The sequence below is a fragment of the Psychrobacter sp. DAB_AL43B genome (genome assembly GCF_900168255.1).
Classification (GTDB): Bacteria; Pseudomonadota; Gammaproteobacteria; order Pseudomonadales; family Moraxellaceae; genus Psychrobacter.
Genome location: NZ_LT799838.1, coordinates 2746519 through 2762534, shown reverse-complemented (window position 1 = coordinate 2762534; position 16016 = coordinate 2746519). Strand labels below are relative to the sequence as shown.

13 protein-coding genes are annotated in these 16016 nt (G+C 42.5%); 10 read left to right on the top strand and 3 right to left on the bottom strand.

Features of this window, described 5'->3' with window-relative positions; all coding sequences use genetic code 11:
• Positions 1–135: 135 nt before the first annotated feature.
• From glyQ to DABAL43B_RS11735, 3 genes are all read left to right on the top strand, one after another.
• On the top strand, positions 136–1110 hold the full coding sequence (gene glyQ, locus DABAL43B_RS11745) for a glycine--tRNA ligase subunit alpha (RefSeq protein WP_145952568.1): 975 nt from the start codon (positions 136–138) through the stop codon (positions 1108–1110).
• A 9-nt stretch (positions 1111–1119) separates the two neighbouring features.
• The gene (gene glyS, locus DABAL43B_RS11740; RefSeq protein ID WP_079692553.1) at positions 1120–3213 is read left to right on the top strand and encodes a glycine--tRNA ligase subunit beta; all 2094 of its coding nucleotides are present in this window, start codon (positions 1120–1122) and stop codon (positions 3211–3213) included.
• Between the two features lie 174 nt (positions 3214–3387).
• Positions 3388–3648, top strand: a complete 261-nt coding sequence (locus DABAL43B_RS11735; protein WP_145952567.1) for a hypothetical protein — start codon at positions 3388–3390, stop codon at positions 3646–3648.
• Positions 3649–3746: 98 nt separating this feature from the next.
• Here DABAL43B_RS11735 and DABAL43B_RS11730 read toward each other — a convergent pair whose 3' ends face one another.
• Together DABAL43B_RS11730 and DABAL43B_RS11725 are read right to left on the bottom strand one after the other, a co-directional pair.
• Positions 3747–4223, bottom strand: a complete 477-nt coding sequence (locus DABAL43B_RS11730; protein ID WP_079692551.1) for a cell division protein ZapA — start codon at positions 4221–4223, stop codon at positions 3747–3749.
• Between the two features lie 115 nt (positions 4224–4338).
• Positions 4339–4779: a hypothetical protein gene (locus DABAL43B_RS11725; protein ID WP_079692550.1), complete on the bottom strand. Its 441-nt coding sequence runs from the start codon at positions 4777–4779 to the stop codon at positions 4339–4341.
• A gap of 219 nt (positions 4780–4998) precedes the next feature.
• Between DABAL43B_RS11725 and DABAL43B_RS11720 the strand changes: the two genes are divergently transcribed.
• The 5 genes from DABAL43B_RS11720 (at position 4999) to DABAL43B_RS11700 (ending at position 10521) form a co-directional block, all read left to right on the top strand.
• Positions 4999–5652: a UPF0149 family protein gene (locus DABAL43B_RS11720; protein WP_079692549.1), complete on the top strand. Its 654-nt coding sequence runs from the start codon at positions 4999–5001 to the stop codon at positions 5650–5652.
• A 130-nt stretch (positions 5653–5782) separates the two neighbouring features.
• Positions 5783–6280: a nucleoside deaminase gene (locus DABAL43B_RS11715; RefSeq protein WP_079692548.1), complete on the top strand. Its 498-nt coding sequence runs from the start codon at positions 5783–5785 to the stop codon at positions 6278–6280.
• Positions 6281–6315: 35 nt separating this feature from the next.
• The gene (gene argE, locus DABAL43B_RS11710) at positions 6316–7554 is read left to right on the top strand and encodes an acetylornithine deacetylase (RefSeq protein ID WP_079692547.1); all 1239 of its coding nucleotides are present in this window, start codon (positions 6316–6318) and stop codon (positions 7552–7554) included.
• A 106-nt stretch (positions 7555–7660) separates the two neighbouring features.
• Positions 7661–8425 carry a LysE family translocator gene (locus DABAL43B_RS11705; protein WP_079692546.1) on the top strand — a complete coding sequence of 255 codons (765 nt, stop codon included), beginning with the start codon at positions 7661–7663 and terminating at the stop codon, positions 8423–8425.
• A gap of 263 nt (positions 8426–8688) precedes the next feature.
• Entirely contained in the window at positions 8689–10521 is a 1833-nt protein-coding gene (locus DABAL43B_RS11700; protein WP_079693114.1) for a DUF3413 domain-containing protein, read from the top strand.
• A 264-nt stretch (positions 10522–10785) separates the two neighbouring features.
• Here the strand turns inward: DABAL43B_RS11700 and miaB are convergent, their stop codons facing one another.
• Entirely contained in the window at positions 10786–12276 is a 1491-nt protein-coding gene (gene miaB, locus DABAL43B_RS11695; protein ID WP_079692545.1) for a tRNA (N6-isopentenyl adenosine(37)-C2)-methylthiotransferase MiaB, read from the bottom strand.
• Between the two features lie 406 nt (positions 12277–12682).
• Here miaB and DABAL43B_RS11690 point away from each other — a divergent pair, with 406 nt between their 5' ends.
• Together DABAL43B_RS11690 and DABAL43B_RS11685 are read left to right on the top strand one after the other, a co-directional pair.
• Complete coding sequence (locus DABAL43B_RS11690; RefSeq protein ID WP_079692544.1) at positions 12683–14911, top strand: lytic transglycosylase domain-containing protein; 2229 nt, start codon at positions 12683–12685, stop codon at positions 14909–14911.
• A gap of 378 nt (positions 14912–15289) precedes the next feature.
• On the top strand, positions 15290–15988 hold the full coding sequence (locus DABAL43B_RS11685; protein ID WP_227516684.1) for a ribonuclease T2: 699 nt from the start codon (positions 15290–15292) through the stop codon (positions 15986–15988).
• Positions 15989–16016: the final 28 nt, after the last annotated feature.

Genomic DNA, 16016 nt, shown 5'->3' with positions numbered 1-16016 from the left:
ATACGAGTGCTATCAAAGATTTATTTATTAATACTAATTCACAGTGGTTTTGCTATGACACTTCAAACTATGATACCCGAAACTATGACATCCCAAGCGACAACCCCGATGATACAAGACAAAAATCCTCAACCGATGACATTTCAAGATTTAATCATGACCTTGCAGAATTATTGGGCCGACAAGGGCTGCGTTATCTTGCAGCCTTATGATATGGAAGTTGGCGCGGGTACTTTTCATACCGCGACGTTTCTGCGCTCATTAGGTCCTGAGCGTTGGAATGCCGCTTACGTACAGCCGTCACGTCGCCCAACGGATGGTCGTTATGGCGATAACCCAAACCGCTTGCAACATTATTATCAGTTTCAAGTAGTGCTTAAGCCTAATCCACCCAATATCCAAGAGCTATATTTAGGCTCACTTGAAGCCATAGGTATCGATCCATTGGTGCATGATGTGCGCTTCGTTGAAGACAACTGGGAGTCGCCTACGCTTGGTGCATGGGGTCTGGGTTGGGAGATTTGGCTAAACGGTATGGAAGTGACCCAGTTTACTTACTTCCAGCAAGTGGGCGGTCTTGAGTGTTTCCCAGTCACGGGCGAGATTACTTATGGTCTTGAGCGCTTGGCGATGTATGTGCAAGGCGTCGATAGCGTTTATGATTTAGTTTGGGCAGATGGCGAATTTGGTCGTGTCACTTATGGCGATGTCTTTCATCAAAACGAAGTTGAACAGTCTACCTATAACTTTGAGCACGCCGATGTACCAATGATGGGGCAAATGTTTGACTTTTATGAGCAGCAAGCGGATAAGTTAGTGGAAGCGGGTTTACCACTGCCAGCTTATGAGATGGTGTTAAAAGCCTCGCATGCTTTTAATTTACTTGATGCCCGCGGTGCGATTTCAGTCACTGAACGTCAACGTTTTATCCTGCGCGTACGTACGCTGGCTCGTAAAGTGGCCATTGGTTATGTCGAGGCACGCGCCAAGCTTGGCTTCCCATTGGCAGATGAAGCCCATCGCCAAGCTGCGCTTGATAAGTATTTGCCAAAAGAAGACGTTGCAACTGAAAGCACAGACAACAACCAATCTACTAATAACCATAAATAGGAGCATCCCATGAGTACTATTTTATTTGAACTGGGGTGTGAAGAGCTACCTCCAAAGAGCCTAAAAATTTTACGCGATTCATTACAGCAAAGCTTCATTATACAATCAGCTGCAGCTAACATTACCTTTGATAGTATCAAAGCTTTTGCGGCACCGCGTCGTTTGGCGATTCAGATTCAAGGTATTGCTGATAAGCAGCCTGATCGTACTGAAGAAAAACGTGGACCTGCGATTAAAGCAGCGTTTGATGCTGATGGTAATCCGACCCGCGCTGCGATGGGCTTTGCTAAAGGTCTAGGCATCGAAGCAAGCGAGCTGACGACTATTAACACCGATAAAGGCGACTACGTCGGTTATGTGCAAACCATTGAGGGGCAGGCGACTACTGAGCTGCTTCCTGCAATCTTTCAAACCGCACTTGATAACCTGCCAATTGCTAAGCGTATGCGTTCGGGCGCCAGCCGCAATGAGTTTGTGCGTCCGGTACAATGGGCAGTATTGATGCAAGATAATGCTGTCATTGATGCGACTATCCAAGGGCATCAGACCGGTAATCAAACGCGAGGTCATCGTTTTCACAGCCCTGAATATCATACGATTACGCATGCCAATGATTATGAGCAACTTCTTGATGGCTTAAAAGTGGTGGTAGATTTTGATAAGCGTCAAATGCTGATTAAAAACCAAGTCAAAGCATTGGCAGATGAAGTTAACTCGGATGCTATCGTGCCACAAAGTTTGCTAGATGAAGTTACGGCCTTGATTGATTTTCCAATTGCGCTACGTGCAAGCTTTGAGCCGCGCTTTTTACAAGTACCACAAGAAGCGCTTATCTCTACCATGCAAGCGGATCAAAAGTATTTTTGCTTGACGGATAAAGCCGGTACGCTACAGCCTTACTTTATTTTTATTACCAATATTGAATCTAAAGATCCCAATCAAATTATTGAAGGTAATGAGAAGGTTGTACGTCCGCGTTTGGCTGATGCTGAGTTTTTCTTCTTACAAGATCAAAAACAGCCATTATTTGCGCTAACAGAAAGCCTCAAAACTCGTGTATTCCAAGATAAGCTGGGTACTATTTGGGAGAAGTCTGAGCGTATTGCAAAACTTGCTGCCTTTATCGCTGCGTTAATGCAGCAGCAAGGTCAGCAGATTGATATCGATGAAACGGTACGTGCAGGCATTTTGTCCAAAGCAGATTTGGCAAGTTCATTGGTTGGTGAATATCCTGAACTGCAAGGTATCGCTGGTACTTATTATGCGCGTCTGAATAATGAGCCTGAAGCGGTAGCAGCAAGTTTAGAAGAGCAATATTTGCCGAAATTTAGCGGTGACGTGTTGCCACAAACGCCTGTTGGAATTTGCTTAGCGCTTGCGGATCGCTTAGATACGTTAGTGGGTATTTTTGCTATTGACCAAGCGCCTACTGGTTCAAAAGATCCCTTTAGCTTACGTCGTTCAGCGATTGGCATTCTACGTATTTTAATTGAAAAGAAATTGCCAATTAACTTGGTTGCCTTAGTTGAGCAAGCGATTAAAAACTATAGTACTACTGACGGTAGCAAGATTACTAAGATGGGCGATACCTTTACCCAAGTATTGGCATTTTTAAACTCCCGCTATCGGGCGATGTATACCGAGCAAGGCGTCAGCGTTGATACCATTCAAGCAGTACAAGCCATTAATCCACACATGCCGCTTGATTTTGATCAGCGTATTCGTGCCGTACAAGCGTTTAGCGAGCTGCCACAAGCTTCAATGTTAGCTGATTCTAACAAGCGTGTTGCCAATATTTTAGCCAAGTCTGAAGGAATAGTTGCCGATCAGGTTGACGTGTCGCTATTAACCGAGGATGCGGAAAAAGCGCTATATGAGGCTGTGCAACAAGCGCAGTCGAATGTCACGCCGTTACTTGAAACTGCCAACTATACGAAAATCTTGCAAACCTTGGTCAGCTTAGATGCGCCATTGACGCAGTTTTTTGCCGATGTGATGGTTAATAGTGAAGACGCGGCACTCAAAGCCAATCGCTTAGCTTTGCTTAAACAAGTACGTGCTTTATTTTTGACGGTGGCGGATATTAGTGAGCTGCAGTTATAATATTGTCAGCATAATTGCTAAATAATTTATTTTTTTAAAATGAAAACTGGCTCAATGTGGCCAGTTTTTTATGTGATTATTCTGAAGCGTTGAGTTTATAATGTATTCAGCCATATTTGAAGGAGCACTGCCGTGTTAGCCGTTATCATTGTAATCATCATTATCTGGATGGTAATGTGGGGGTTTTATAAGTTTATGTACCCACGTGCGCCCAAAAGCATGATGCCAAAAAAAGGCGATGTGATCACACTGCGTCAGTGCGATTTTTGTGGCAATAGCTTAGCTGAATATCGAGGTGTGCTTGAGACCAATCCAAGCTTGGCTGTAGATAGTGAGAGCATTAGCAATAATAGCAACGTTGAAGATAACAAGGCGCTATTCTTTTGCAATTATGAGCACCAAGCGGATTTTCATGCAGGTAAAACGTATCAATAAGAAGTATAAAAAATTGCTTATCTACTAATCATAAAAAACGCTTAGTTTTATAAACTAAGCGTTTGATATATTTATAAGCATCAAAAAACAGTACTGGCTTATAAAATGGAATGCGCGTCTTGGATGACTTTATTTAAAAGAGCGACAGACTGCTTGTCTTGCTGCGAGCGGTCTTCTTTATCTCTTTTATTAGTCTGAATTTTCTCATATAAATTTAAGCAGCATAGTACCAGTAAGCTTTCTTGGCTAAGACTTGGGGAATTTCTTCTGAGATCTAGCACGTAATCATTGATATAAAAAACCGCGGCACGCAATTCTTCTTCTTCATGTACTGGGCAATAAATTGGATAAGTGATACCGGCAATTGCAATATCGACTTTTTTGACTTGTGGTTCAGGGGCGCTAGTGACTTTAGCCGCAGGTTTGGCAGCGTCACTTTGTGTGTTTGAATTATTTGAAACGACATTTTGTGATTTAAGCTCAGTCGTTTGTGCTTGGTTACTTTTTACTTGGCTATTTTTTACTTGGCTCTCTTGCGGCTGTTTTTCTATAGATTTGGACTGGTTATCGGTCATGATAAATCCTACAATGTCTGGTCAGTAAAGTGGGTCATATAAGATATGACAGTGAATATCGTGCTAGCTTTATAGGCAAAAAACGATGCTGAATTGCTGTTGATTTAAGCTATCACTAACCTTCTGCTTGATCGATACGGGTTAAGCGCTGTAATACTACCTGCGTACGCTCAGCTGCCAATTCGTTTTTCTTTTTCAAATCACTATTTTGTTGTTTAATATCACTGTTTTGCTGTTTTAATTCATTATTATGTTGCTGCAGCTCGCTATTTTGTTGTTGCAATTGGCTAATCTGCTTTTGTAGCTTGTCCTGCTCTTCACCAATCATGTGGTGTGCTTCTGCTAGGTTTTGGTAGCGCTTATCGAGATCGTTTAATTGTTTTTTGGTACCATCGCGTTCTGTATAGCTGCTATCGAGTTTGGTTTTTAAGGCGGTAAGTTCTTGTGGATCGGTAAGGGGTTGTTGCTTGAGGCTGCTAAGTTCAGCACTGACAAGCTGATACTGTTTTTTGATGTCGAGTATCATTTTTTCTAATATTCTAAGTTGGTCATACATAGTCAGTTTTTATCCTTAACAAGTAAGCGTAAATGAATTTTGTTGTCTGCGTTTAATAATGCCATAGGTGACCGCATAATATCTATACCAACAAAGTAATTACCAGCATTGGGCTTAATCTCTTTATTTTTATTAGCCGCAGCCTTGTCGATGACATCGTGCTGCGTTTATTTTTATTTTATAAGCAATCATTAACAACCAACTATTAGGACATCTATTATGAATGACAATATCTCTGGCTGGAATACGTGGCTAAAGGCATTTGACGACTGGACTGATGTGTCTATCAGTGAGGTACATGGTCTAATGACGGGGCTGATGACAGCTTGTGACGCGCCTGACGAGCAGGTATGGGCAACAGTATTTGAGGAGTTGAGTTTTGCGCCATTACCTGACGAAGCATTGACCTTGCTAACTGAAGAAGCAGAAGATACGGTATTTCAGCTAAAAGACAAAGAGGATGCCTATTCTTATACGCCACTAGTTCCTGATGATGAACATGACTTATACGAGCGCGTGATAGCTCTGAAACAGTGGGCTAATGGTTTTATGACAGGTTTTGGTATTACTGATTGCGGTCTAAGTAGCGAAGAGAATGAGATGTTATCGGATTTGGCCAAGATTGGTGGGATTCGTCTAGAAGATGATGAAGATTTTGAAGGCGGCGAAGAGTCTTATCTTTATATTTATGAGTTTGCGCGTATGGTTCCAGTCAGTTTTGCCACTCGTCAACGTAAGCCGGTCAAAGATATTGCGCTGATCGCTGGACTTGCTATCGATGCCAAAACTACTAAAGAGCTACAAGCAGAAGGTAAGCTGCCAAAACCGATGCCACCAGTGATTGATATCATGAATCAAAACAATCCATCGTAAATGAAATGCATCATAAATGCTTCGATGCAATGCAAGATGGTGCGACGCAAAATAATGCGACGCAATGTAGTGTAATATAAAGTGCAATAGGAACTGCGATTTACCGTAAGGTGATAAAAAGGAGATTGTGATGATAACTGACAATGATATGCAACATCTGCGTCGCTGCGTTGAGCTTGCCGCTGAAGCTTTAGAGGCAGGTGATGAGCCATTTGGTAGCGTACTGGTCGATGGCGAGGGTCATGTATTACGCGAAGATCGTAACCGTGCCAATAGCGTCGATGCAACGTATCACCCTGAGATTGCCGTCGCCCAATGGGCGGCAAAAAATATGACTGCCGATGCGCGTGCGCAAGCAGTGGTTTATACTTCCGGTGAGCATTGCGCTATGTGCTCAGCGGCTCATGCGTGGGCAGGGCTTGGTCGCATTGTTTATGTTAGTTCCTCAAAACAGTTGGGCGAGTGGATGAAGGAGATGGGTGTTAAATCCTCGTCACCGATCAATACTTTGTCTATTCAAGAAGTTGCGCCTAATGTGCCAGTTGAAGGTCCAATTGTTGGATTAGATGCAGAAGTAAAGGCACTGCAACAACGCTCATTCCAAAAAGGCTCATTCCAAAAAGACTGAGATCTTTTTATTTTGTATCGTGATAAGGATATCTTATGACTGTCGCAACTCACAATAACGATAAAAAACAAGCTATGTTTAATGCTGATTATCCTAAAAACAGCATTGACTGGCTAACAAGGCTTATTGCCTTTGATACGGTTAGTCGCCATTCAAATTTGGCATTAATTGAAGACGTGCAACGCTATTGTGAGCAATTAGGCTTAACAGTAGATTTAACCTTTAATAACGCCAAAAACAAAGCCAATTTATTCATGACAGTAGCAGCAGGGAAAAATGCGGATAAAGTAAATAACGGTCTTGTGCTATCTGGTCATACTGACGTGGTGCCAGTCGATGGTCAGGATTGGACATCAGAGCCATTTAGCGCAACGATACGTGGTGACAAGCTATACGGGCGCGGTGCTTGTGATATGAAAGGTTTTATCGCTTGTGCTTTGACGCTGTTGCCAAAAGCGGTACAGCTATCGAATAGTGGTCAGCTACGTCGTCCTCTGCATTTGGCACTGTCATTCGATGAAGAAGTTGGCTGCTTAGGTGCGCCATTAATTTTGGCAGACTTAAAGGCACGCGGTATTACACCGGATTATTGTATCGTTGGTGAGCCGACCAATATGGCGATGGTGGTGGCGCATAAAGGTATTGCCGTCTACCGTTGCCGCGTGCATGGCAAGTCTGCGCATTCATCATTGACGGCGCAAGGGGTTAACGCCATCAGCTATGCCAGCCGATTGGTAGGCTATGTTGATGAGTTGGCGGATGAATTAAGCCAGCGTCTTGATAATGATGCGCTGTTTGATGTGCCTTATTCGACATTATCTGTAGGCACGATACAAGGCGGTACAGCGACTAATATTGTGCCTAATTTATGTGAATTTACCTTTGATTATCGCAATCTACCGCATATGACACAGGACGATATCCTCGCACCGATTCAAGCAAAAGTTGCAGAATTAACAGCACAAATGCAAGCACGCGCACCAGAAACCGGTATTGATCTGATGCAAGAGGAAAGCGTGCCAGCAATGACTGATAACGACAGTGGCGAGCTACAAGTGCTAATAGCCGCACTGACGGGGGATGATAAACGTCACAAAGTTGCCTATGCAACCGAGGGTGGACAATTTACCAATAGTGGTATTCCAACCATTATCTGTGGGCCTGGCAGTATTGAGCAGGCACATAAAGCTGATGAATATGTCGCGCTGAGTGAGATTGAGCGCTGTGATAGTTTTTTACAGAAGTTATTAGATAGTTGTACTGTGGATAAATAAACTGCGCTTTCTCGGTATTAGTTGATATAAAATACACCGTCTTTATGGCGGTGTTTATTTTTTCGTGTAGTCAGTTAATTTCAAATAAAAAAGTAGGGGTTAGTTGATGTCTTGGCATCTGTTTGCGGTATTTTTTGCAAGTACGTTTTTTATCTCAGCGACTCCCGGTCCGAATATGCTACTGGCATTTCAGTATGGTCTTAATTATGGCGTCAAGCGGACACTATGGACGCTGGCAGGTCTAAGCCTTGGGTTATTTATCCTGTTACTATCGACGCTATTGGGATTGGATGTTATCAGTCGGCAGTCGCCGTGGTTATTGACGGTCATTAAAACAGTAGGTGCCATCTACCTTATTTATTTGGGTATTTCATCGTGGCGTGATAATGCCGCTAACAACAGTTTAATGGATGATGCCAGTGTAATGAGTGCAATGAGCGCAATGAGTGCGGAGGTTAGCGCAGAACTGGCAACGAGCTCTAATCGCCCTGATAATATCCAGCAACCTGATAAACTTAAGCCGCGCTCACTCTCTAGTGCAGCGGTTAGGGCAGCGCCTAGCGATTGGATGCTGTTTCGGACAGGTATGTGGGTGTCACTATCCAATCCGAAGGCGATTTTATTTTTTGCGGCCTTTTTTCCTAAATTTATCAATTTCAGTGCGCCGCTATGGCCACAATATATCATGCTAACGTTAGGGCTGTTTTTGAGTGAAACGATTTGGCAACTTATCTATACTATTGGCGGCAAAAAGCTGGCAGGTTGGTTGGATGTTGGCGAGCGTTTAGCGTGGCTTAATCGTGGTTGCGGGGTGATATTTATCTTAATTGCCGCGGCTTTATTAGCCGACGTCATCTCAAGCTTAATATAAAAGAGTGTTTATCTTAAAATGACCTTAAAACAATTGTTCAAATCACCTAAAGGTCTTATAATCAACCATTTTTTTATTAAAATAGCTTTAATTTCATTAAAGCTATTTTTTGCCCCAGTTATTTTCAAATCAGCCCAATTGAGCCTAAAAAAGTAATCAATACGTTATCCTTGATGCCATTATTACCGATGATTGAGCCAATCATTTTGCATAAAGCGTAAAAGGTTTTAGTTCATTCAACTTTATTGCGACTTAATAATAATATGACTATTAAAGAAAGATTAACGACTTATGGATATTTTATCCTAATCAACTCTGTTTTCGCTATTTTTATAGCCTTACGATACTTAAGGTTTTTACCTGAAGTACCGAGTGATATGCTAGGATTACTATTTTTAGTCCTTTCAACATTCTCACATATGGTTGCTTTGACGGCTATTGTGAGCCTTATTCTGCTTCCCTTTTTCTTTTTACCTTATGGTTGGATACGCCGAATAATCGTTGCGACATTAGCATCGTTAATATTGGTTTATCTATTTATTGATACTGCTGTATTCGCAAGCTATCGCTTTCATATCAATCCTGCAATGTTAGATTTGATATTCGCAGGACAAATTGTTAGCTTATCTGTAGCGACCTGGCTAATGGTCATAGGTGCTGTGGTATTGGTATTTGCTATAGAATTAGGTGTTTTATATGCAATTGATGAAAGAAAGATTAGATTGCCAGCAAAAACAGGGCGTATTTTTAGCATATCAGCAGTAACAGCTCTATTGCTAAGTCATCTAATCCATATTTGGGCCGCAGCGCACGCTTATCAATCAGTGACGCAGCTTAAACGCTATCTACCACTGTTCTATCCAATGACTTCTAATAGTTTAATGACTAAATATGGCTGGATTGATGAGGAAGCTTTAGAAAAGCAAAAATTGATGACTATGCAAAAACAAGGAGATTTTAAATTTCCATTACAACCATTGCAAACGCAAGTCGTAGCAAATCCTCCGAACATTGTCTTTTTAGTTATAGATTCTTGGCGAGCAGATACTTTTAATGCAGAAAACACCCCAAATCTTTGGAATTTTTCTCAAAATGGTACAATTTTTCAAAACCATCTATCAACAGGAAACGCAACGCGAGCAGGGATTTTTGGTTTTTTTTATGGTATTCCATCGACGTACTGGCACAGTGCAATAGATAATAAAACAAGCCCTGTTTTTATCGATCGTATGCAAGATTTAGATTACCCGTTAGGTATATTCGCATCTGCGCAACTACATAATCCTGAGTTTGACCAAACCGTGTTTTTAAAAGTGCCTAATCTTCGCAAAGAGTCCAAAGGCAGTACAGCGGTTGAGCGCGACCAAAATATTACAGAAGAATGGTTAAACTGGTTTGGACAAAGAGACCGCTTAAAGCCTTCATTCTCATTTTTATTTTATGATTCACCACATGGCTATGACTTCCCTAAAGACTATCCTCATCGCTATGAGCCAATGTTATCTGAAGTCAATTATTTAAAGTTAAATAATAAAACTGATCCTGAACCATTAATGAATCGTTATAAAACAAGCGTACATTTTGTCGACAGTCTTGCTAAGCAAGTATTAGATGAATTGAATGCCTCAGGAGAGATGGAAAACACTATCGTCATTATTACAGGTGACCATGGCGAAGAGATAAATGATAATAAGCAGAACTATTGGGGACATAACAGTAATTTTTCAAACCCTCAAATACACGTTCCTTTTGTTATCGTTGGTAAAAACGTGCCTAAAAATGTCGATGGCTGGAATAACTACTTCACGAGCCATCAAGATGTTGTACCAACACTATTACAGAACTATCTTGGAGTGAAAAATCCAATACAAGACTATTCTATGGGAGTGGATTTATTGGGTAAGCCTGTTGATCGTGATTGGTTGCTTTCTTCTAGCTATAGCAAATACGCTGTAGTTGCTCATCAGGATATTATGGAGGTTGGCTCTGCAGGACAATTTTCATACATTGATAAGGAGTATAAGCCATTGAAAGAGGAACCCGATTACGCACTATTAAAGCAAGCAATGGAGCAAATTAGTCGTTTTAGTAAATAAGTTATGATAGTAAGGTGCAACAGTAATCTCAACAATAAATAAGGGCGGTTTCAAATAAAAATTAACCGCTACAGACCTTACGCTGATACAGAGATTCAATCAGGTCACTTAACTCTATTCATGAGCTGTTTCAGGTTTGAGGGATTTACCAAAAGGTGTTGCAAATAACGGGAAAAATAAATATAGAAAAGCCGCTCGCTATTGAATAGTGAACGGCTTTTTTTATGCTTATTCAAAAACTGTATTTATTTAGAAAATAATTATTTAAGCTAACACTTCCTTAAGCTCACCCTTCACCATATGCGGACTGACAAAATCAGTAATACGTACGCTGACGATTTTGCCAAGCAGCTCGTCCATTTTATCAACATCGTAAGGGAACATGACCGTACGAGTATTGTCTGCCGTACCGATTAAGCAGTCAGGATGGCGATTAGCCACTTGTTCAACTAAGACACGAGTTGTAGTGCCAACCATCTCATGGGTTTTAGCAAGCGTTGAGTCGATAATGACTTTTTGGAACTCCGCCAAACGTGCTTTTTTGGTGCTAAAGCTCACATCGTCTGGCAGTTCTGCCGCTGGCGTACCCGGACGCTTAGAATAAATAAAGCTGTATGAGTGATCGAAGTTTAACTCTTTTGCCAAATTCAATGTCGCTTGAAAATCTTCATCGGTCTCCCCTGGGAAGCCAATGATAAAATCGCTCGATAAGTAAATATCAGGTCGAATGGCTTTAAGTTTATTAATCTGATTAATATAAACATCAATGGTATGGTTACGTTTCATCGCCGCCAAGATAGCGTTTGAGCCACTCTGCACCGGTAGATGTAAGTGTGATACCAGCTCTGGCAATTGTGCATAGGCATCAATGATGTCATCGGTGAATTCTAGCGGGTGACTGGTGGTGTAGCGAATACGCTCAACGCCATCGACGTGCGACACATAGTGCAATAGCTCAGCGAAGCGGCAAATACTGCCGTCGTCTTTTTCGCCGCGATAGCCATTAACGTTTTGGCCTAATAGATTAATTTCGCGGATGCCTTGCGCCGCTAAGCTGTCAATTTCTGCTAATACATCATCCAGTGGACGTGATAATTCTTCACCGCGCGTATAAGGTACCACGCAAAATGAGCAATACTTCGAGCAGCCTTCCATGATAGAAACAAAAGCTTTATAACCTTCTACTCTTGGCTCTGGCAAAAAATCAAACTTTTCGATACTTGGAAAAGATACATCCACTGTACCAATACGGTTTTTAGGCGCAATCTCACGTTGCTCGTGTGACTGGTCATATAGCTCTGGCAAACGGTGTAAGGTTTGTGGACCAAAAACCATGTCAACATAAGGCGCGCGTTTTTGGATATTGTCGCCTTCTTGTGAAGCGACGCAGCCGCCAACGCCGATGACGAGGTCAGGACGTTTCTCTTTTAATTTGCGCCAGCGACCCAATTCTGAAAAGACTTTTTCTTGGGCTTTTTCGCGAATGGAGCAGGTATTCATCAGTAGTACATCGGCTTCATCGATATCATGAGTCACTTCCATGCCGTGTGAGTCGCCAAGGACATCGAGCATTTTGCCCGAGTCATAGACATTCATCTGACAGCCTTGGGTGGTGATAAATACTTTTTTAGTTGCTGCTTTTACCGGTGCTTCGGCTGAACTTGGTTCTTTGAGTGCAGTGACAGCAGGCGCAATAGTAGTGATGTCAGCGACAGCAGTGTCATCGAGGCGAGGATTGAATACAGTAACACTCATAAGGATAAGTCCATGATTGACTAAAAATATAGCGGGGTAGGCGATTAACAGGTGGCGTATTTTATCACAACCCCACGTCAATGTGAAAAGTTAGCGTCTGCTAATGATTATAAGTATGTTAGATTATTTATAATAGTATCAATTGCTTATCGAGCATTATTTGGCTATAACTGGTATCAGTAATAATGAACAATGATTAATGCTCGATAACACCTCTGTGTTACACAGTGCTATCCAGTTTATTAATGAAAAGTAAAGCTTATGGTTGAAAGTGCAACGAGTATAGTATGATGAATGCAATCCTATCAGCACTATTCAATAAATTGCGATTCACACCGTTTTAGAAAAATTATTTAAGACACATTACTTAGATGAATTATTTAGACATATTATAAAGAGAGTCAGTATGACAAAGCCGCAGGTTGCTCCTGGTATCATGGATAAGAATGCTCAGCATCAAAATTATACGCCCGAACGGTTTAAAAAAACCGGGCTCAGAACCAGTGCGCTGAGTTTGGCGACAGCGGTAGGAGCGTTAGGGTTTTCGCAACTTGCTTGCGCAGAATTGACATGGGGCGATAGTAGTACATACCAACAAGAAGGCAAGTATCAAGTAGAAAGCTACCAGCCTGAGAGCTATAAGCCTGACGGTTACACACAAAATAACGCTCAACAAAACACTTATCAACAAAACAGCTCGCCACAAAATAGCGGTTATCAGCCAGACAATGGAGTGGGTTCCTTCACTGCGGCGGCAATTGCGGCAGAACGCGGCGATGTTAATGCGCTTTATAATTATGAGCAAACCATGAGTGGCGGCTTGTTTGCTATGTATCCAACTTACTGGCGGATGAATCTGGATCTTAATTCGCAAAGCTCAGCGGCCGTATCGCAGTTTGTACGCCAATATCCGGATACAGTCATGGCGGAAAAGCTGGTTGCTGATTTTGCTGAAACCAAAGCTGGGTCAAATGATTATGCCTCAGTACGACAAGTCGCGAACTTGATTACCAATGCGGATGATAGTGAACGCTGTGCCGTTGCGTTGGGATTCAATAACGGCGGCGATACCATGCGCGCCATGGCAGCGAAGTCTGATGTGTGGCTGACGACCAAAAAGCAGCCTGCTCTATGTGATCAGTTGGCGCTAGAGATGAATAACAACGCGCTGATTAGTAATCAAGACCGTACCTCCCGTCTTAAACGTATGCTACGTAAAGGTAAGACCGGCGATATTATGGCGTTGTCTTCACGTTTGGGCACGCCTATTCCTTATTCGTCATTGAGTGAAATCCAACTAAGCCCATCGTCATTCTTCAGTCGTTTTGCCCGTGAGCCTGCTAGCCAAAACAATCAATACTTGTACTTGTATGCCATAGGGCGTATAGCAGAAAAGTCTTATCGTGAGGCCTCGCTACAGTTAGATTTTGATATCAAACAAGACAATCAGCGTTCAGCTAAATTATTGACGGATGATACTCGCCGCGCAGCCTATCGTACCCTTGGTGTACAGCGCATGAATCACAATACCGACGATGGCTTTAACGTTGAAGCCGTTGACTGGTTCCGTAATAGCTTAGACAATGACTTTAGTTTTGAAGAAGCGGAATATTATGCCATGGCAGCGATTCGTTTTAGTCGTTGGGATGATGTGGTTGAAGCCATCTCAAGAATGGATGCTGAGTCGCAAAAAACCAACCAATGGCAATATTGGCTGGCACGTGCGTATGAGCAGTCAAACGATACAAATAAGCGTAATACCGCTAAGAAAATGTATCAAAATTTAGCGAAGAGCAACGAATATTATGGCTTGATGGCAAAAGATAAAGTCGGTCAACGTTTTGATGCCAGTCGTTTGGGTGGTAGTAATTTACCAAATGTCAACAGCGCTGATCGAGCTCGTGCGTTACAGAATCCACATTTTGCTCGAGCGTTTGCTTTATACAACGCTGATGCCAGCCGCGCCTATGCCAATCGCGAATGGAACTGGGCGGTGAAAAAAGCGCGTGATAATCGTGATGATAATTTGATTATTGCTGCTGCTCGCCAAGCATATGACATAGGTTGGCTCGACCGTGCGATATATGCGATTGATAATACCGACAGCGTAAACAGCTTGGCAATATCGCATCCGATGCCGCATCAAAGTGCTGTAGTTCGCTACAGTCAATCAGCTGGTATTGATCCGGCATGGGCTTATGGCATTATGCGCCAAGAGAGTCGTTTCGTACCCTCTGCGCGCTCTAATGTTGGTGCGAGTGGACTGATGCAAGTCATGCCAGATACCGCAAAATATATCGCTCGCAATTTGGGTGAGACCTACAGTGCTAGCCGCGCCAATAGTGGCGATACTAATATTCGTTATGGTACGTGGTATATGGGTGATATCTTTGGTAAATTGAACAGCCAACCTGTATTGGCAACGGCTGGCTATAATGCTGGCCCGAACAATGCCAAGCGTTGGCAGCCAGCTTATGGCTCATTGGCGGCAGATCAATATGTTGAATCGATTGCTTTTCCTGAAACGCGCAATTACGTCAAACACGTGATGGAAAATGCCACTATTTATAGCAGCCTATTAGGTCGTGGTCAGCCGATTAGTCAGCGTATGGGTACCGTGCCTGCCGGATTCTAACGCTTACTGATGCTACTAAAAAGCCATTAACGGTAAAGACTGTTAGTGGTTTTTTCATATCTTTATTTTTGCGTCACTATTCAATGACGATGATAATGACGTTCAGTTTATATAATGATGACGCCCAGTTTAAATGACGCTTACGTTTTTGCTATAGATTAAAAAAAGCATTTTGCTACCATTGCTTTAATTATCATTTGCATTGCTCCGTGTATTCTTAGGTTATTAATTTAGGCGCTTTTAGCGCTAGCACCTAAGCTTATAAGCTACTTTTATCCTTGCTAAATGCTCCAACTCCTTATGATTAAAACATATTTCAATCTGCCTATATCGTCGCAAGCTAGGCGTCGGCTATCTATTCAGACCAAGGTGGGCTCGATGTCGAAGACAGTGCTATCAGATCATGTAAATAAGTGCTTGATGAGTGAAAAGTATGTCAGTAAAGGCCGTACTGCTACCGGTATTGCCGCTTTGCTATTGCTGCAAGGGGCGACAATGCTGCCTGCGCAAGCTGCTAATGCTGCCAAAATCGGACAGCGCGTATTGATGATTGAGATGACGCCAGCCTTATGTAATTTACAACCAACGCGTTCTCGTATGCGCCAATGCCTAGAAGGGTATTCTTTAACAGTATCAGGCTTAGATATGGGCTACGGTGAGCGCTGTGGGCGCGGTAGCGATCCACGTCTGACACCGCTACAGCTAAAAGTGGTCAACCGTATCATGCCTGATACGACGGTGCGTACCCAAGCCTGGCAGCGTTATGGCGCGTGTAGTCCGCTCAGCGCCAGTAGTTATTTTCGGCAAATCACCAACTATGCTGGTGCATTAAAGCTGCCTAATGAGTTGAATACTGGGAATAGCTATACGGTGTTGAAATCTCGCTTCATTGGGCAAATGACCCAGCTTAATAGTGGCATGTCTCCTGCTAGTGTTGATTTAATCTGTCAAGTCGGTAGTCGTCGTCAGATGATATTGACCGATGTGCATGTTTGTTATGAGGGTAGTCAATTCGGCACTTGTCATAATGTCGTGGACAACTGTGGCAGTAAATTTATTATTTCAGGCGGTAAATAATATTCCTTTATTAATCTAGTTATGGATT